Genomic DNA, 17,603 nt, shown 5'->3' on the forward strand with positions numbered 1-17,603 from the left:
TGACGCAATCGATCGCTCAATAGGTTAGTCTGTAGCAATGGCGGTCGATTCGAGGCAGCGAGAGGGCACTGTGCCCGACGACGCCTGGGTTGACCAGCTCGAATTCCTGCCGGAGTCCCGCTCCCGGCGGGTGCGTGTGACGGAGACGTTTACCGGCCCGCTGCGCTGGGTGCGCCGCGTGATCCTCTTCGCGTTGACCACTCCGGGGAAGATCATCGCGATGATGGTGGTGCTTACTCTCGCGTTGGTGGCGGCGGGGGTGTCAATGAGCCAGTCGATGGCCTCGCGCCAGGAGTCGATGGACGTGCTGGTCAATTCGACGGAGCCGATGAGCAACTCGGCACACCAGCTCATCACCGCGCTCTCGCAAGCCGATACGTTGGCTACGACGACGTTCGTGCAGCCGGGGATTTCCACCGAGTACGACACGAACAGGTTTGCCGCCTCCGTTGATGCCGCCGTGGTAGCGGCGAATGATGTGCTCGAGGGCACGGTGGATTCGGGCGCGCGGGACGGGGAGATCCGCCGGCTGGTGCTGCAGGTCCAGCGCGACATCCCCGTCTACGCCGGGCTGATGGAGCGCGCGCGCACGAATCAGCGCACGGGCAACCCGGTGAGCGTGGCCTATATGTCCGCTGCGTCAGACGTGATGCGTGAGCGGCTGCTGGCTAATTCGGTGGAGCTGTTCGATGTGACCCGCCAGCAGGTCGCCGACGAGATGGAGCGGCTCTCGCGCCCGCAGTGGGTTCCGCTCTCCGGTCTCGTGGCGGCACTGGTGTTCCTTGTGGCGGCGCAGTACGGGCTGTGGCGGGTCTACCGGCGGCGGCTGAACAAGGGTTTTGCCATGGCTACGGCGATGATGGTGGTGGCCATCGCGTGGACGTCGGCGGCGAACTACACGATGTGGGAGTCGGGGCAGCGTGATTTCGAGCGCGCGGCCATGCCGTGGGAGGAGCTGACGGACGCGCGTATCGACGCCCAAGAGACCCGCACGAACGAAATCTTCGCGCTGCTGCGCCGCCAGTCCGCCACCGAGACCAACGCCTCCTTCGCCCCGACCCACGAGTCGGTCACCCGGGCGCTGGAGGCGGCGAGCGGTTCGACGGACGAGGAGGTCGTGGCCAGCGCGCGCGATGCGCTCGCGCAGTGGCGACGCGCACACGCCGAGCTCGTGCGCACGCTTGGCGACGGCCAGTTCACCCACGCCGTCGACGTGTTGACCTCAACGGATCCAGATGAGTCGGTGCCGTCGTCCGCGCGGGCCTACTCGCAGCTCGATAACGCCCTCGACAACCTGATTAACCAGTCGCGTGAGGACATGCGCGCGTTTATCGAGGCCTCGCTGGACGCCACCACCGCTGTGGCGGGCGCGGTGTTAGTGCTCACGGCGCTCTCGGTCCTCGCGATCTGGTTGGGCATCCGCCAACGTCTCGGGGAGTACCTGTGATGAAACGTGCCGCCGCAGTAGCCCTAGCCGCCCTGACCAGCGCGTGCGCCCCCGCACCCGATCGCGCAGCACCCACTCCGGCCGCGCCGACCTACGGGGGCATCCCCCTGCCGCCCGGCGCGCCGCTGGACCCGCCGGGGATCGCACCGACGTCTGATGTCACCGCCGAGGTGGATTGGCCTGGTTCGCTGCGCCCCGACGACGCGCAGCCTGCCGAGCGGGTACCGGAGGTGCTCGGGCGCGGCCGGATCGTCGTCGGGGTGGACCAATCGCAGTACTTGTTGTCCTACCGGGATGTTACCGCGGGTGACCTGCGCGGTTTCGAGATCGACCTGGCGCGCGAGATCGCGCGCGATATTTTCGGGGACCCGGAGAAGGTGGATTTTCGCTTCGTGGGGTCGTCGACACGCGCGCACGCATTAGAGACGGGCGATGTCGACATCGTCATCCGCACCATGTCGATCACCCCGGAGCGGCTCGCGCGTGTGGACTTCTCCATCCCCTACCTCACCTCGACGGTGCGGCTACTCGTGCCGAAGGACCGCGGTATCGCCGGAGCGGAGGACCTGCATGGTAAGACGGTCTGCGTCGTTGACGGCTCCAACCTTGTGCAGCTCGCCCGTGGCATCGCGCCGGACTCCCCGATTCTGCGCACTCGCACCTGGGCCGACTGTCTCATGGCCAGCCAGCAATTCCACGCCGACGCCGTGCTTGCTGACGACGCAATTCTCGCCGGCATGATCGCCCAGGACCCCTACACCGAAATCTTGCCCCAGCGCTTCGGCAGCCAGCAGTACTTCGTCGGCGTGCCCAAGGGGCAAGACGGGATGACACGCCAGGTCAACGCGACGATTGAGCGCCTGCGCCGCGACGGCACCTGGGACGCGATGTACGGGCGCTGGCTCACCGGCAGCCTCGCCAGCCCGCAGCTGCCGGCGCCGAAATACCGCAAGGAGGAACAGTGAGCGAGCCCGCACAGGACCCGTCCACCGATCCGGTCATCCACGCCCCGACCAGCGATCACCCCGCCACCGAGGCCGTCGCGTTCGATCCCTTCGCTCTTGACGACGACGATGAGACCAGCGAGGGCGTCTACGCCGGCCTGGGGGACATGGCCGAGCTCTTCAAAGACCTCGACGCCCTGCGCGGAGGTGGTCAGCCCGAGGATTCCTCCACGCGCTCGCGGCGGCAGGCCCTGGATACCTTCCGCGAGCTGCGCCAAGCCTCGCGCGGCAGCCGAACGGTTGCCGACGGCATGGTCGAGCTACCCTGGATCCCGCCGACGGACCCCCATGAGGCGGTGAAAGATCCCACCCGCGCCGTGGTGCAAAAGGGCCTCAGCGCCCCGCAGCTCGGCCGCGGCGACGTCGTGGCCGGCCAGTACGAGATCATGGGGGTCATCGCCCACGGCGGCATGGGGTGGATCTACATCGCCCAAGACCACAACGTTGCAGACCGCGTGGTGGTGTTAAAAGGCCTGCACTCGACGAAAAACGCCGACGAGACCGCGGCGGCGGCCGCCGAGCGGGAGTTTTTAGCGGAGATCACCCACCCCGGAATAGTCAAGATCTTCAACTTCATCGACGACCCGCGGGTCCCCGGCGGGTTTATTGTCATGGAGTTCGTCGGAGGGCCGTCGCTAAGCCAGCGCCGCGATGCTCAAGAGAACCGTCTGTTTCCCGTCGACCTCGCCATTGCCTACATCCTCGAGGTGCTCCCGGCGCTGAACTACCTGCACGCCCGCGGGGTGGTCTACAACGACCTCAAACCGGACAACATCATCGTCACCGAAGACCAGGTCAAGCTCATCGACCTCGGCGCTGTCTCCGGCATTGGCGCCTACGGCTACATCTACGGCACGAAGGGTTTCCAGGCCCCCGAGGTGGCTACACGGGGTCCGAGCGTGGCCAGCGACATCTACACCATCGGGCGCACGCTGGCCTCCCTCATACTCGACCTGCCCCGCAAAGACGGCGTTTACGACACTGGGATCCCCTCGCCCACCGATGACCCGACGCTGCGGCGCTACCTCTCGCTCTATCGGCTCCTCCGGCGCTGCTGCCACGAGGACCCCGAGCAGCGTTTCTCCTCAGTCTCCGAACTCGAGGCCCAGCTCTACGGGGTGCTGCGCGAGGTCATCGCGATTCGCGACGGCCGCACCTACCCCGCCCAGCATTCCCTCTTCTCCCCGCAGCGCACCACGTTTGGCACCAAGCACCTGGTGTTTCGCACCGACCAGCTCATCGACGGCATCAGCCGCACCGTCGAGATCACCCCACAGGAGGTCGTCGCCGCGCTGCCCACCCCACTCATCGACCGCCACGACGTCGGCGCCGCCATGATCCAAGGCTCGTCCTACCAGGAGCCGCAGGAGACGTTGGAGAACCTGCGTCAAGCGATGCAAACCCCGCAGTACGAGGAGTCCACGGAAATCCCGTTCGGGGTGGTGCGCGCGATGCTCGACCTGGGTCTGACTTACCAGGCCCGCACCTGGCTCGAATCACTCAAGGACCGGCTCAGCGCCAATTGGCGCTTCCACTGGTATTCGGGCGTGACCAGCACCCTCATTGGCGATTTCTCCGCGGCCCAGGCGGATTTCACCCGCGTGCTCGTCGCGGTGCCGGGCGAGGCTGCGCCGAAGCTCGCCATCGCTGCCGTCGACGAACTTATCTTGCAAGACCGCGGTGCGGTCTCGGAGGCCTTGCTTAACGACGCCCTCGCTCGCGCCGCAGCCGGCATACGCACCAACCTCGGTGAACTGCCGGCCACCGCCTTTGACACGTGGCAGCGTCAAGGGCTGTTGTCGAAGGACTGGACTATGGACAGCAATGCCCCAGCAATGCTGCGCTTTAACGCCCTGCGCCTCTACTCCCTGGTGTGGCTAACCAACCCAGCAACAGTATCCTCCGCCTTCGGGCTCGCCCGACTGCTCATGGCAGAGCGCGAAGTGGAACTATCCGTGGCCGCTCTAGATAAGGTCCCCAGCTCCTCGCGGCACCACCGGATGGCCCAGCTCACCTCGATCCTCTACCTCGTCTCCGACGAGCTCACCGAATCTCGCATCCGCCGCGCCGCCCGCAGGCTGGAAGAGATCCCCTCCAACGAGCCGCGCTTTTTGCAGGTCAAGGTCTACGTCCTGCGCGCCGCGCTGACCTATCTTCGCGACGTCGGCGTCGAGCGCGCCGCCTCCGACCACTCACTGTTCGAATACGAATTCAGCACACGAGACCTACGCCGCGGACTGGCCACAACGCTTCGGGAGCAAGCCCGCATCGCCCCCTACGCACGCCACCGCTACGCACTCGTGGACCTGGCAAACAAGATCCGCCCGGCGACCTGGTTTTAGGGGGTGGGCGCGGCCCGGGGTTACGGTGCGGAGGGTTTCGGTGTGCCTTTGCGGTTGTGGAACGGCGCATCTGAGGTACTCGGAGGTGCGTTTGCCCAGGTGGTGACCTGTTGGCGGGGCTTGGGTGTGACATCTCGGCGGGCCGGCCAGGTGAGATGTCACACTCAACGAGTTTCGGGGCACAAAACCCCAGGTGGTCACACTGAACAACCCAAAGGAAACCTCAGCGCACGCCCTGCCCCGGTCTTACCTCGCAGAAACGACCTCGGCGGCCTTCTGGGCGATGGCCAGCTCCTCGTTTGTCGGCACGACGAGGACCTTCACGGTCGAGGAGTCGGCAGAGATGACGCGCGGGCCGTCGTTCGGGCCGGCGTTGCGCTCCGGGTCGAGCTCGATGCCGTACATCTCCAGCCCGGCAAGGGCGGCGGCACGGGTGGCGGAGTCATTCTCGCCGACGCCGGCGGTAAACGTGATGGCGTCGACACGCCCGAGGGCGATCATGTACGCGCCGATGTAGCGGCGCAGCTGGGTGATGTAGACGTCGAAGGCAAGCTTAGCCGCCTCGTCGCCCTCGTCGATCTTGGCGTGGAGGTCGCGGAAGTCGTTGACGCCGGCGATGCCCTTGATGCCCGACTGGCGGTTGAGAAGTGTGTCGATCTCGTCGATGTTCATCCCCGCCTGGCGATGTAGATGGAAGATGACGCCCGGGTCGAGGTCACCGGAGCGGGTACCCATGACGAGCCCGGCGAGCGGGGTAAGCCCCATGGATGTGTCGATCGGCTGGCCGCCGCGCACGGCGGAGCAGGAGGCGCCGTTGCCGAGGTGGAGCACGATCTGGTTGACGTCCGCGGGCTCGGCGCCGAGAAACTCCGAGACCTGCCCGGAGACGAACTCGTGCGAGGTGCCGTGGAAGCCGTAGCGGCGCACTTGGTACTTCTCCGCCACCTCTGCGTTGACAGCGTAGGTGGCCGCGGCTTCGGGGAGTTCGCCGAAGAAGCCGGTGTCAAAGACAGCGACGTGCGGGATGTTGGGGAGCAGGTCGCGGGCGACCTCGATGCCGTCGATGTTGGCCGGGTTGTGCAGCGGTGCGAGGGGGACGAGGTCGCGGATTTGCTCGACCACGGTGTCGTTGACAAGCGCGGGGCCCGGGAAGGTCTCGCCGCCGTGAACGACGCGGTGGCCCACGGCGATGAGGTCGAGCTGCGTGGGGCCGACGCCGAGGGAGTCGAGCATGGCCACGGCGAGCTGGAGGCCGCCGCGGTGGTCGCGGATCGGCTGGTTGGATTCGTGCTTGCGGCCGTCGTGGTTGATGGAGATCCGGCCGCCCGGCTCGCCGATCTTTTCCACCAGTCCGCTGACCAGGGGCGCGTCGGTGGCGCCCCCAGCCGGGTCGACGATCTGGAACTTGATGGAGGACGATCCGGAGTTGATGACGAGGACGTAGGACATTTACTTCACTGCTCCTGCCTGGATAGCGGTAATGGCGACGGTGTTGACGATGTCGGCGACGGTGGCGCCGCGGGAGAGGTCGTTGACGGGCTTGTTGAGGCCCTGCAGCACGGGGCCGATGGCGAGCGCGCCGCCCGTGCGCTGCGCGATCTTGTAGCCGGCGTTGCCCGCCTCAAGGTCGGGGAAGATGAAGACGTTGGCCTCGCCCGCCACGGGGGACTCGGGGGCTTTTTTCTTGCCGACGCCCGCATCGCACGCCGCGTCGAACTGCAAGGGGCCGTCCACAAGCAGCTCGGGATCGGCCTCGCGCGCGGCCTTGACGGCCTCGACGGCGCGGTCCACGTCGGGCCCCGAGCCGGATGCACCGGTGGAGTAGGACAAAATGGCCACCTTCGGGTCGATGCCGAACTGCGCCGCGGTCTTCGCGGAGACGGCGGCGATCTCCCCGATCTGCTGGGCCGTCGGGTTGGGGTTGACGGCGCAGTCGCCGAACGCCCAGAGGCGCCCGCGCATGACCATGAGGAAGATCGAGGAGACGACGGAGGCGCCGGGGGCGGTTTTGATGATCTGGAACGACGGCTTGATGGTGTGGGCCGTGGTGTGGGCGGCGCCGGAGACCATGCCGTCGGCATAGCCCTTGTGCACCATCATGGTGGCGAAGTAGGAGATGTCTTTCATGGTCTCTCTGGCGTCGTCAAGCGAGACGCCCTTAGCCTTGCGCAGCTCCGCGAAGTCGGCGGCGAACTCCTCGCGCAGCTCGGAGTCGAGGTGGTTGATAATGTGCGCGGCCTCAAGGTTGAGGCTCAGGTCTTTCGCGCGGCGGGCGATGTCGGCGGGGTCGCCGAGGATGGTGATCTCGGCGACGTCCCCGGCGAGCAGCTGGTCGGCGGCTTGGAGGATGCGGTCGTCCTCCCCCTCGGGGAGCACGATGTGGGCTCGCTTTTCCTTCGCGCGCGAGATGAGCCAGTTCTCGAACACCATGGGCGAGACCACCGGGCTGGCGTCGGCTTCCTCCGCGTTGGTGGCCGCAAGGTCATCGGCGGTGACGACTGCTGCGGGCACCGCGCCGAGCTCGCGCAGGCGCCGCTCTGCCAGCTCGGCGCGGGCGGCAGGGTCGTCGGCGACAACGATGACCGGGACGCCGAGGGCGGCCGCGAGCTCACCGTCGAAGCTGAGATCCCCCGTGCCGACGACCAGGGCCGGGCCCTGCCCCAGCAGGTCCGCCCCGTAGGCGTTCGCGAGGTCTGTTCCGAAAGAGTCGAGGCGGACGACGCGCAGCTCGCGCTGGGAGGCGTACCCCTCGACGTCGACGCCCTCGAAGTTGCGATTCGCCACAGTGATGAGCAGGGATTTCCCGGCCATATACACACCTTTCTTTGCCACGTGTTTGCCCCACCCAGTGTAGCGCGGATCACAGGCAGTTTTCTGGTTTGCGGCCTTGGGGTTTTCCGGGCAAAAGGAAACGCCCCCGCCCCTCCGTGAGGAGGAAACGGGGGCGCAACCGGCCGCTTTTGCCTCAAGCGGCAGATGCTCAGTCCTAGGCCTGACCCCTAGGCCTGATCGGCGCTGGAGGAGCCAGCGGCCGGGTCGGTGCCTTCGGCGCTGGAGCCTGCCGAGCTGGAGCCCTCGGCGTCGGTGCCGGTGGAGCTACCGGCGCCTTCCCAGGCACCCGGGGTGCAGGCAAGGCCGATGGTCGTTGCCGCACCGATACCGGCAGCGATGGCGGCGAGGCCGCCGACAATCGTGCCAAGGTTCAGCCCGTAGACGCGCAGCTGAGCGTCAATGTCGTTGACGAACTTGGCGATCTGCGGGTTGAAGATACCGAGCTGCTTCTGCAGAGCAGTGTTTGCTTCGTTCATCTGGATGCGAGCCTGCTCCGTCATCGGCGCGAGGCCGGGGATGTTCACCGTGGTGGCCAGGCCGAGCGGGATCAGGGCCAGCAGCGGGATGCCCCAGCCGAGGGCGGCCGCGGTGCAGCGGTCCTTCTCGGCATCGCTCAGGTCGGAGCTCAGGTCCGGCGACGGGGCAACATCCGGCTTGGCGACGGTGACCACCACGGTGTCGATGGTGTTGCCATCCTTGTCAACCACCTTCACCGTGATCTTGTCACCAGGCTTCGCGTCCTGGTTCGGAGTCACCACCAGGTTGCCATCCTTATCGATGACCGCCGCACCCGGACCAGCAACCCCCACGCTGACATCAGCCGGAACAGAGCCACCATCATTCGGCAACGTCACAGCCTCACCCGGCTTGACCTCACCATCATTCCAATCCGGAGCAGCCGGGGTCTCCGGCTCGGCGACCGTGACCACCACGGTGTCGATGGTGTTGCCATCCTTGTCAACCACCTTCACCGTGATCTTGTCACCAGGCTTCGCGTCCTGGTTCGGAGTCACCACCAGGTTGCCATCCTTATCGATGACCGCCGCACCCGGACCAGCAACCCCCACGCTGACATCAGCCGGAACAGAGCCACCAGCATTCGGCAACGTCACAGCCTCACCCGGCTTGACCTCACCATCATTCCAATCCGGAGCAGCCGGGGTCACCGGCTCGGTGACCGTGACCACCACGGTGTCGATGGTGTTGCCATCCTTGTCAACCACCTTCACCGTGATCTTGTCACCAGGCTTCGCGTCCTGGTTCGGAGTCACCACCAGGTTGCCATCCTTATCGATGACCGCCGCACCCGGACCAGCAACCCCCACGCTGACATCAGCCGGAACAGAGCCACCAGCATTCGGCAACGTCACAGCCTCACCCGGCTTGGCCTCACCATCATTCCAATCCGGAGCAGCCGGGGTCACCGGCTTAGAGTTGCCATCCTTCGGGTTCGAACCAGCCTCGGTCTCGACAACGTCCGAAACACCATCGTTGTCATCGTCCTCATCGGTGACATCCGGGATGCCATCGCCATCGGTGTCGAGCTGGAACTTCGCCAGAACATCCTCGTCGATAGTGCCATCCGGGTACGCAACATCAACCGGAACCGGGAACTCCTCGGCAGTCTCAGCATTCAACTCAGCCGGAGCGATGACCTTGACAACACCGGTGGCCTCATCCACCGAGATGGTGTAGCCCTCCGGGGTGATGAAACGCGAGTCAATCGAGAACTTCGTACCAGCAGGAACACCCTCAATCGGCTGACCAGTCTCAGCATTCTTCAGCACCGGCGCAGACTCCACGGTCGCACCCGCAGCAACAAGCTTTTCCTCATACGACGGATCAAGCAAAACATCAAGCTTGTTAAACACCGTCACAGTCACAGTGTCAAGAACCTCACCAGCAGAGTCCTTCACCGTCACCACAATCTTGTCACCAGGCTTCACGTCCTGGTTCGGGGTCACCGTAATCGAACCGTCCTGGTTCAGAACTGCGCTGCCCGAGCCAGCAACCTCAACCGTGCTCTTCTCCGGAACCGCACCACCAGCATTCGGAATCGACACCAGGTTACCATCAGAAGCAGCATCATCCCACTTCGGGTTCTCAGCCGCCGCTCCAACGGTCACCGAAGCGTATGCGGTCTCCTTGGTTCCATCCGCGTAGGTCACTACGACGGGGATGGAGTACTGACCCTCTGCGACCGTCTGATCGACGGTGATGGAGCCATCTGGGTTGATGGTGAAGCCCTCAGGCGTGTTGGACGCGATCGCGCTCGGCGCGAAGGTCGTGCCCTCTGGGGTCGGCACTGTCTCATCGGCGGCGTTGGTGAACGTCGGTGCTGCGACGGTGCCTCCCTGCCCCTGGGGCACCGTCAGCGGAGCATACGCGGGCTGGTACTCAGCGGCGTCGTTGGTGACATGAACAGCGAAGGAATCAGCTGCCACAGCGTCATCGGCTTCGTAGTAGGTCGCGGTGATGATGTCGTTGTTCGCCTGATCTTCGGGCACCGTGTAGGTGCAAGCCTCGCCTTCGGTGAGGGAGGTGATGTTGTCACAGGTCTTAAGAACGTCGCCGGCGGAGTTCGTCCACACAATCTTGTTGACGAACGGCGAAATCTGGCCGTTGAGATCGATCAGCGCCGTATCGCCCGGACCAGCGGGGTTCTCGGCAACATCGAAGTTGGTGATGTCGAGGCTGATCTCAACCGACGGAACGAGCGCGAAAGAGACATTGTAGAGCTCGTTCGTCAGGCCGACGTTCGGCGTTACCAAGCCGTTGTAGGAAGGTCGTGTGGCGACATCTCCGTTAAACGCCCCGAAGCTCAGCGACATGAAGTTGTTGTAGCCGGGCACGACGTTGCCGGCGGGGTCTTCCACCCACATGATCATGTTCTCGCGGTCGAGGTAGTCCCCGAAGCGCAGGGTGTACATTCCGTTGGTGCCGACGGGACCGTAGACGGTCTTGGCGATGTACTCGGGGTGATCGGTCAGCATGGTCTTGGTTGCTGCCGCACGCTGCTCGAAGGGGAGTGCCTTGATCGCCGCGTTGGCAGCTGCGCCCTCAGGCGTCAGCGTTGAAGCCCAGATGGTGTAGCCCGCGCTGGGGAATCGGTCTGCGCCACCGTAGGTGGGGCCGGTACCGAAAGTACCGTCGCCGGTTTCCAGCCACACGACGCCCGAGACAGAGTTGTCATACTCACGGCCGATCTTATCAACCATTCCGGCCGGTCCGGCAAAATGGTTGTAGCCCACGGTGTCGTTGACGAGGCGGTCGCCCGTTGCGGCCAAGTAATCACCCTCGTAGCGCTCCTGCATGAAAACGCCCGTGCGCTGGAGGTTTGCTCCGATCAGATTGAACGCTCCAATCGGTGGCAGCTCGTCAGCCGGGACGAATCGGCTGGTGCCACCAGGTGCCTGGCGGATCTGGACCAGGCTCTGGCCGGTCTCAGGGTTGGTCAGCGGCTCGGTCCAGATGCGGACCTGCTGCATCCGGCCGTTGTGGTAGGCGCTGTCGTACAGGTGGCTCGTACCGTTGGCGTCAATCCACGGCTCGCGCAAATCGAAAGCGTAGAAACCGTCGGAGGCCTGCGTGCCGGGAAGCCCATTGTGGGTCTCGGTCTGGTAGATCGGGGAAACCGCACCGTCGCCGTCGATCCACTGCATGTAGACCTTCGTCCCCTCGGGCAGGGGCACGGCAGAAGACTGGTAGGTGTGAGACGCGTAAACCGCCCACCCCGAAACCGTGTTCGCGGCGTTGGACGCATCCACGCCTGAGGTGACGTAGCCGTTAGCCACCGCATCGGCAACGATGATGTTGTTGGCCGCGGCCGTGATAACCGGGGCAGGAGCCGCCTCCTGCGCCTGCGCGGCAGCAAGAGTCTGCGGAGCCACGACCGCCGGGGTGACCGGCGCGATGAGCGCAAGCGAGAGCGCTGCGGCGGCGATCGAAATGCCGCGACGGCGTGCGACAGGGTTTGTGCGCATAGAAGTTCCTTCCAAAGGAGTTCTCAAGTTCGACGCCACGCATGGCGTCTCCCTTCTGAAGTGGGGTGATGAGGCCGCTCAGTCGGCGCAGGCTTTCAGCAAACGCATAGGCCGATGACAGGTACTCATGACGGAAACGTTATCAGCACGGCCATCGACGGGCGACGAATAATTCAGCCCCAGGGCTGCATTTAATGCATTAGCGTAGATTAATTCACTTACATCAATTATCTAGCAGCAGGAATGTCATTCTCCCGCACACTGTCCCAACAGTCACACGAGTAACACGGGCAACAAGTGTCGCGAATTGACACAGGTCACGCTACCGAGACGTACTTGTACCAAGGATAACCCAAGCTGTAAATCGCCATTTCATGCGAACTTATCTAGATACGTTTATCAAAACACGGCCCCGAAACCGCCCCCGCAACCCGGCCGGGACCGCACCACCAATACCGAATTACTTATGTGACCCAAAATACTTCGATTGCGCCTGTAATATACCCCCATTTGGGGTTAAAACGGCTTAGACATCATCCCCGAGGCCGCATAGTTATCGCATTTTATGCAGTCAAATCGCGGGCCGCGGCCTCAGCCCGCCCGCGGGCCTCCTCGACGGTCTCGGCCGTGGAGCGAATCACCACAGCGTCCTCCAAGAACTGCACTCCGGTCTCCTCCACGGCGAGGGCGCGCGCCAGCGCGTCTCGATCAAACGGCTGGGCGGGCAGGAAGTGCGCGGCACCAGGGGTGGTCAACGTGACGTCGATAGGCAGCCCCGCGACGGCGCGCGCGTGCAGCTCGAACTGGTTGACGCGCTGCGTGGCCACCGTCACCATGCCATCGAGGCTCGGCCGCGGGTTGACGTCGGAGAAGTAGACCTCATCGCCGGCGACGAACAGCTCGATCGAATAGACACCCTGCACCCCGATCTTGCCGGAGATCCGCGCGGCGATCGAGCGCGCGTTATCCATCGCGGCCTCAGACAGCGGCGCCGGCTGCCATGCCTCCACAAGCACGCCGGCCTCGTGGCGGGTGCCAATCGGCTCGCAAAACCACGTGGCCAGCTGCCCCGTCGCGGGATCCACCGAACGCACCGTGACGATGGTGACCTCGAAGTCGAAATCGACGTAACGCTCCACCGCTACCGAACCATCGGGGCGCATCTCGCGCGCGGAGTTCCACGCACCGCCAAGCTCCTCGCTGCCGTGCACCACCGTCTGGCCCAACCCGCCCGTGCTTACCGACGGCTTAACCACGCACGGGTATCCGACCTCGTCAGCACAGCGCTCCAGCTCCTCCGGTGTCTTGGCGAACTCATACGCCATAGTCGGCAAGCCGAGCTCCTCAGCCGCCGTACGACGAATCCCCTCCCGGTTCCGCGTAATCCTGCACGCATCCAGCGACGGCACCGCCGCCGCGCCCGTCCGCGAGATCGCCTCACGCAACGCGTCCGGGTCGAACTCCTCCGTCGCGTTGACGATGAGATCCGGCCTCAGCTCCGCGGCGCACTCCAGCGGGCCCACCTTCGTAGCACACCCCAACCCCCGAAACGCCGTCTCGAGTTGTTCTGCGAGGGCCCCTGCCCCAATGATGAGCACCTGCGGATTGAGCTGCGATTCCATGTGTTCCGATTATTCCACATACGTGCTCGGGCTGGTCCCAACACACAGCCGCACTACTCTTCGCATACGATTGCGTTAAAACACGGTCACTGAAAGTGAGACGATACTTGTGGAGATCCGCTCCCTCCATGTGAAAAACTTCCGTCGATTCGATGACCTTTCCGTTACCTTCGATAAAAGGATGACGGTGATTGCAGCTCGAAACGGCTTGGGAAAGACCACCGTTCTCGAAGGCGTCGCCCTTGCCTTGGGCCCATTTGTCGGGGCTTTCGACGACGGTAAGTCCGAACACATCAAGAGATCTGATGCTCGCTACGTTCCTCTTGCCAATGGAAGCAATGCCCAGCAGTTTCCTGTTGTGATCGAGGCAACCTTTGCTTCTCCGCCGCTTCATTCCGTTCGGGAATTGCGTAGTTCCAAGGGCAAGACCACGACCGGCGGCTCCAACCAATTGTCACAATTCGCGCGAGAACTCCAGGAGTCGATTCTCCTTGAAAATCTCGTTGACCTCCCGATCATGTGTTACTACAGCTCAAAGCGGCTGTGGGTGCACCACAAGAGTACGGTGGGCAAACTTCCGGGCAATTCGCGGACTACTGGCTACACGGATAGCCTGTCCGCGCTATCGAGCTTTAATCAGCTGACAAAGTGGGTTCAGAAAGCAACGATGGCAAACCTCCAAGCCGCCCAACGACCCGAGGCAGGTTCGTCATCATCCCTGCCCGATCAACTCAACGGTGTTGCCTTAACGGTAGCGAAGGCTCTGGCCGAAGAAGGTTGGACAGATTTCGAGTACGACATCGCGGAACAAGACCTTGTCATGTTTCATCCCGATCACGGGCGGCTTCCGGTCAGCGCGCTAAGCGACGGACTCCGAGCGATGGCCACCCTCGTCGCCGACATAGCTCGCCGCGCATGCCAGCTCAACCCCCATCTCGGAAGCAGAGCCCCAGAAAAAACAACGGGAATAGTCTTAATTGACGAAGTAGATCTCCATCTCCATCCAGAATGGCAGCAGCGCGTTCTAGGTGGATTGCGCAACGCGTTCCCCAACGTCCAATTCATCGTCAGTACCCACAGCCCCCAGGTCCTCAGCTCTGCCACCAAACACGAGATCAGGGTGATAAGCCAAGACTCCGAAGGCGCATGGTGCGCACTCGAACCGGTTGATGAGATTGTTGGACTCCCCAGTTACGTGGCGCTTTCCCAGGTCATGGAGGTGGACCCACGCCCTCCCGTGACTGCAGCCGAGAAGATTAGCGAATACACCCGCCTCATAGAGGCTGGCGAAGTGTCCTCACACGCAGCTCACGACCTGCGACGCGAACTCGAAGAATTATACGGACGAGGTCACCCCGTTCTCCGCGACGCAGACAGGTTAGCCAGGTTCCAAGCGATCAAACTCCGGCGCAAGGAGTCAAGCACCGATGCATAGTCTCGTCCGCCCAGCCGAGCCGACCTGCCTCGATGTGTTGAGGAAGCGCAATCCCCCATGGGGGAGGTTGCCCGGGCGCAGAGAGCGGAGATCAGGTCCGCCCTTGAGGAGATGAGTAAGGGCGGACCAGATCACTTGTGCAATTACTGTGAATCGAGAATTGGGGACCAGTGCCACATTGAACACCTCACTCCACGCAGCAAGAACGGGAAACTTACTTACTCTTGGGCAAACCTTTTCCTCAGCTGCAACAGCACACAACATTGCGGTCACTATAAAGATCGTGCGGGCAATAGAGGCTACACTCCGGCGGACCTCATTCACCCAGATCTCGAAGACCCTGACGACTTCCTGCAGTTTTCCAGCGACGGGAAAGTGCACCCGCGAGACGACGTTAGCGCAGATGCCCAACGTCGCGCGAAGGAGACAATCAAGGTGCTCAACCTCAATTGTAAAAAACTCGTGGGGGCGAGGCAAAACGCTGTGCGATCTCTTAGGCAACAATCCCTTGACGATCTCGATGAATTAGAAAAGTGGAGCGTGGAAGAGCGCGCCGAGTATTTCGGCATCGATAGCTTCGAAAACTACGAATACCCAACGGCCATGCGCCATTTCTGCACGAGTCTAAGGTAGGTAGGACCTCGCTACCTCTCCATGACGTCGTTACGCACGATCGTCTGGTCGCGTCCCGGGCCCACGCCGATGTAGCTCATGGGCGCGCCGGAGAGCTCCTCAAGGCGGTTGACATAGTCCTTCGCCTTCTGCGGCAGGTCATCGAAGTCGGTGATCTCGGAGATGTCCTCGTCCCAGGCCGGCATGGTCTCGTAGATCGGCTCGGCGTGGTGGAACTGGGATTGGGTCAGCGGCATTTCGTCGAAACGCTGCCCGTCGACGTCGTAGGCCACGCAGATCGGGATCTCCCCGATGCCGGTGAGCACGTCGAGCTTAGTGAGGAAGAAATCGGTAAATCCGTTCACACGGGCGGCATACCGGGCGATGACGGAGTCATACCACCCGCAGCGGCGCTTGCGCCCGGTGTTGACCCCGACCTCCCCGCCGACGGTTTGCAGGTAGTCGCCCCACTTGTCAAAAAGCTCTGTGGGGAACGGGCCCGCGCCCACGCGGGTGGTGTAAGCCTTGACAATGCCTAGCGACGCCGTGATCCGCGTCGGGCCGATGCCTGAGCCGACGCACGCCCCGCCAGCGGTCGGGTTCGAGGAGGTGACGAACGGGTAGGTGCCATGGTCGACGTCGAGCATCGTGGCCTGGCCGCCCTCCATGAGCACGTGCTTGCCCTCGTCGAGGGCCTTGTTCAGTGTGTATTCGGCGTCAATCACCATCGGTTTGAGCCGCTCGGCGTAGCCCATGAAGTAGTCCATCATCTCGTCCGCCTCGATGGCGCGGCGGTTATACATCTTCACCAGCATCTGGTTTTTCACATCGAGTGCGGATTCGATCTTTTGGCGCAGGATGGATTCGTCGAAAATATCTTGTACCCGCAAGCCCACGCGCGCGACCTTGTCGGCGTAGGTCGGGCCGATGCCGCGGCCCGTGGTGCCAATGGCGCGCTTGCCCAGGAAGCGCTCCTGCACGCGGTCGAGTGTCTGGTGGTAGGGCGCGACCATGTGGGCGTTGCCCGAGATGCGCAGGCGCGTCGCGTCCGCGCCGCGAGCGACGAGCCCATCGATCTCCTCGAACAGTGCCTCGAGGTTGACCACGACGCCGTTGCCCAAGATGGGCACCGCATTTTCCGAAAGCACGCCCGCGGGGAGCAGCTTCAGCTCGTACTTCTCCCCGCCGACGACAACGGTGTGCCCGGCATTGTTGCCGCCGTTCGGCTTGACCACGTAGTCGACCTTGCCGCCGAGGATGTCCGTGGCTTTGCCCTTCCCTTCGTCGCCCCACTGGGCGCCAACGATGACGATGGCGGACATGCATACTCCTTATATAGGCCCGTAGCGCTTCAGCAAACACGGTCATTGTAGCGTGAGCGCATGCGGCTGATTCATTGCCAGTGCGGCGGGGGGAACACTTTCCCCGGCGGCCACCGCACTCTCTCGCTGCCGCCCGTCCCCGGGCGCACTGATTTCGGCGAGCTCGACCGCGCCGCCGCTGAGCTCCTGCCCGTCGATACGACGCCGACGTTGGCGCAGATCCAGGCGCGCCCGGACGTTGCGCACATGTCCGAGCCGCAACTCGCGCCGCAGCGCCCGAGCGAGAGGCTCCGCGTCCTGGTCTCGGGTGGCGACGCCGCGCTTTCCGCCGTGCTCACCCGCATGATGCGCCGCGACTACATGTGGGTCGAAATTGCCTACCTGCCCACCGACCCAGCCTCGCCTGCGGCGATCGCCTGGGGCAACCCGGCCTTCGAGGAGGCCTGCGACCTGCCCGTCGTGCCCTCGCCCCTCATCCGTACGGACTTCGGCGAGGCCGTTGCCGGCTCCGCCACCGTAACGAGCAGCGACCCTGCCGCCGAGTTCGTGGGCGAGATCATCGTCGATAGCGAGGTGCTCGCGCTCAACCACTCTGCCTCCGCCCGCTTCTTCGGCACCTTCGGTGCGCGCCTCGTCCCCACCGCCTCGGCCCCTGGCCTTGCCGCGGTGCGCATTGTCACCCCTGCCCGCCAGGACGGTCGGCCCACGCGCCTCTCCCCGCCAGCCCTCGAGTGGCTGCGGCGCCTCCCCGGAGGGGGCCTTGCCACCCGTCCGCTCAGCGTTCCCCCTGCTCAGACGGACCCCTCTCGCGTCCTTGCGGGCCGCGCGCTCCAGGCGGGCGGGCGCGCTATGAACGTAACGGTGGACGGCCGGGTGCGTCGCCGCGGCGTGGAAAAGGTGACGTTCTACCGCCATCTGCGCGACATCCAGAGCGTCAAAATCGCCCCCTAAGGACGCGGTGTGATTTTTCTCACACCCTCGACATCGACAGCGATTCGTTAGCG

At 64.0% G+C, this 17,603-nt stretch carries 11 protein-coding genes; 6 read left to right on the top strand and 5 right to left on the bottom strand.

The window, feature by feature from the left end:
• Positions 1-37 precede the first annotated feature (37 nt).
• Genes C3E79_RS09630 through C3E79_RS09640 form a run of 3 tightly spaced genes read left to right on the top strand, consistent with a single transcriptional unit; the run spans position 38 to position 4,793 of the window.
• The gene (locus C3E79_RS09630) at positions 38-1,447 is read left to right on the top strand and encodes a hypothetical protein (RefSeq protein ID WP_108404707.1); all 1,410 of its coding nucleotides are present in this window, start codon (positions 38-40) and stop codon (positions 1,445-1,447) included.
• Positions 1,447-2,412, top strand: a complete 966-nt coding sequence (locus C3E79_RS09635) for a glutamate ABC transporter substrate-binding protein (RefSeq protein WP_108404708.1) — start codon at positions 1,447-1,449, stop codon at positions 2,410-2,412. The genes C3E79_RS09630 and C3E79_RS09635 overlap by 1 nt, the downstream gene beginning before the upstream one ends.
• Positions 2,409-4,793, top strand: coding sequence for a serine/threonine protein kinase (locus C3E79_RS09640; protein ID WP_179948282.1), 2,385 nt, complete (start codon positions 2,409-2,411; stop codon positions 4,791-4,793). Before C3E79_RS09635 ends, C3E79_RS09640 begins: the two co-directional genes overlap by 4 nt.
• Positions 4,794-5,039: 246 nt before the next feature.
• Here C3E79_RS09640 and C3E79_RS09645 read toward each other — a convergent pair whose 3' ends face one another.
• The 4 genes from C3E79_RS09645 to C3E79_RS09660 all read right to left on the bottom strand — a co-directional run bounded on the left by C3E79_RS09645 (position 5,040) and on the right by C3E79_RS09660 (position 13,230).
• Positions 5,040-6,242, bottom strand: coding sequence for an acetate kinase (locus C3E79_RS09645; protein WP_108404710.1), 1,203 nt, complete (start codon positions 6,240-6,242; stop codon positions 5,040-5,042).
• A complete protein-coding gene (gene pta, locus C3E79_RS09650; RefSeq protein WP_108404711.1) occupies positions 6,243-7,604 on the bottom strand; it encodes a phosphate acetyltransferase in 1,362 nt (453 codons plus the stop codon).
• A gap of 188 nt (positions 7,605-7,792) precedes the next feature.
• Positions 7,793-11,608, bottom strand: coding sequence for a YPDG domain-containing protein (locus C3E79_RS09655; protein WP_108404712.1), 3,816 nt, complete (start codon positions 11,606-11,608; stop codon positions 7,793-7,795).
• Between the two features lie 563 nt (positions 11,609-12,171).
• Complete coding sequence (locus C3E79_RS09660; RefSeq protein ID WP_108404713.1) at positions 12,172-13,230, bottom strand: ATP-grasp domain-containing protein; 1,059 nt, start codon at positions 13,228-13,230, stop codon at positions 12,172-12,174.
• Between the two features lie 109 nt (positions 13,231-13,339).
• Here C3E79_RS09660 and C3E79_RS09665 point away from each other — a divergent pair, with 109 nt between their 5' ends.
• Positions 13,340-14,665 carry an AAA family ATPase gene (locus tag C3E79_RS09665; protein ID WP_108404714.1) on the top strand — a complete coding sequence of 442 codons (1,326 nt, stop codon included), beginning with the start codon at positions 13,340-13,342 and terminating at the stop codon, positions 14,663-14,665.
• 57 nt (positions 14,666-14,722) lie between these two features.
• Positions 14,723-15,298, top strand: a complete 576-nt coding sequence (locus tag C3E79_RS11705; protein ID WP_108404715.1) for a retron system putative HNH endonuclease — start codon at positions 14,723-14,725, stop codon at positions 15,296-15,298.
• Positions 15,299-15,309: 11 nt separating this feature from the next.
• Here the strand turns inward: C3E79_RS11705 and C3E79_RS09675 are convergent, their stop codons facing one another.
• On the bottom strand, positions 15,310-16,599 hold the full coding sequence (locus C3E79_RS09675) for an adenylosuccinate synthase (RefSeq protein ID WP_108404716.1): 1,290 nt from the start codon (positions 16,597-16,599) through the stop codon (positions 15,310-15,312).
• 60 nt (positions 16,600-16,659) lie between these two features.
• Here C3E79_RS09675 and C3E79_RS09680 point away from each other — a divergent pair, with 60 nt between their 5' ends.
• Entirely contained in the window at positions 16,660-17,550 is an 891-nt protein-coding gene (locus tag C3E79_RS09680; RefSeq protein WP_108404717.1) for a hypothetical protein, read from the top strand.
• Positions 17,551-17,603 lie beyond the last annotated feature (53 nt).

Source organism: Corynebacterium liangguodongii (assembly GCF_003070865.1).
GTDB classification, from domain to species: domain Bacteria; phylum Actinomycetota; class Actinomycetes; order Mycobacteriales; family Mycobacteriaceae; genus Corynebacterium; species Corynebacterium liangguodongii.

Excerpts from the sequence above, each read along its gene's own strand:
- C3E79_RS09655 (WP_108404712.1), bottom strand. The coding sequence starts at position 11,608 with ATGCGCACAAACCCTGTCGCACGCCGTCGCGGCATTTCGATCGCCGCC.
- C3E79_RS09675 (WP_108404716.1), bottom strand. The coding sequence starts at position 16,599 with ATGTCCGCCATCGTCATCGTTGGCGCCCAGTGGGGCGACGAAGGGAAG.
- C3E79_RS09660 (WP_108404713.1), bottom strand. The coding sequence starts at position 13,230 with ATGGAATCGCAGCTCAATCCGCAGGTGCTCATCATTGGGGCAGGGGCC.
- C3E79_RS11705 (WP_108404715.1), top strand. The coding sequence starts at position 14,723 with ATGGGGGAGGTTGCCCGGGCGCAGAGAGCGGAGATCAGGTCCGCCCTT.
- C3E79_RS09630 (WP_108404707.1), top strand. The coding sequence starts at position 38 with ATGGCGGTCGATTCGAGGCAGCGAGAGGGCACTGTGCCCGACGACGCC.
- C3E79_RS09680 (WP_108404717.1), top strand. The coding sequence starts at position 16,660 with ATGCGGCTGATTCATTGCCAGTGCGGCGGGGGGAACACTTTCCCCGGC.
- pta (WP_108404711.1), bottom strand. The coding sequence starts at position 7,604 with ATGGCCGGGAAATCCCTGCTCATCACTGTGGCGAATCGCAACTTCGAG.
- C3E79_RS09635 (WP_108404708.1), top strand. The coding sequence starts at position 1,447 with ATGAAACGTGCCGCCGCAGTAGCCCTAGCCGCCCTGACCAGCGCGTGC.
- C3E79_RS09645 (WP_108404710.1), bottom strand. The coding sequence starts at position 6,242 with ATGTCCTACGTCCTCGTCATCAACTCCGGATCGTCCTCCATCAAGTTC.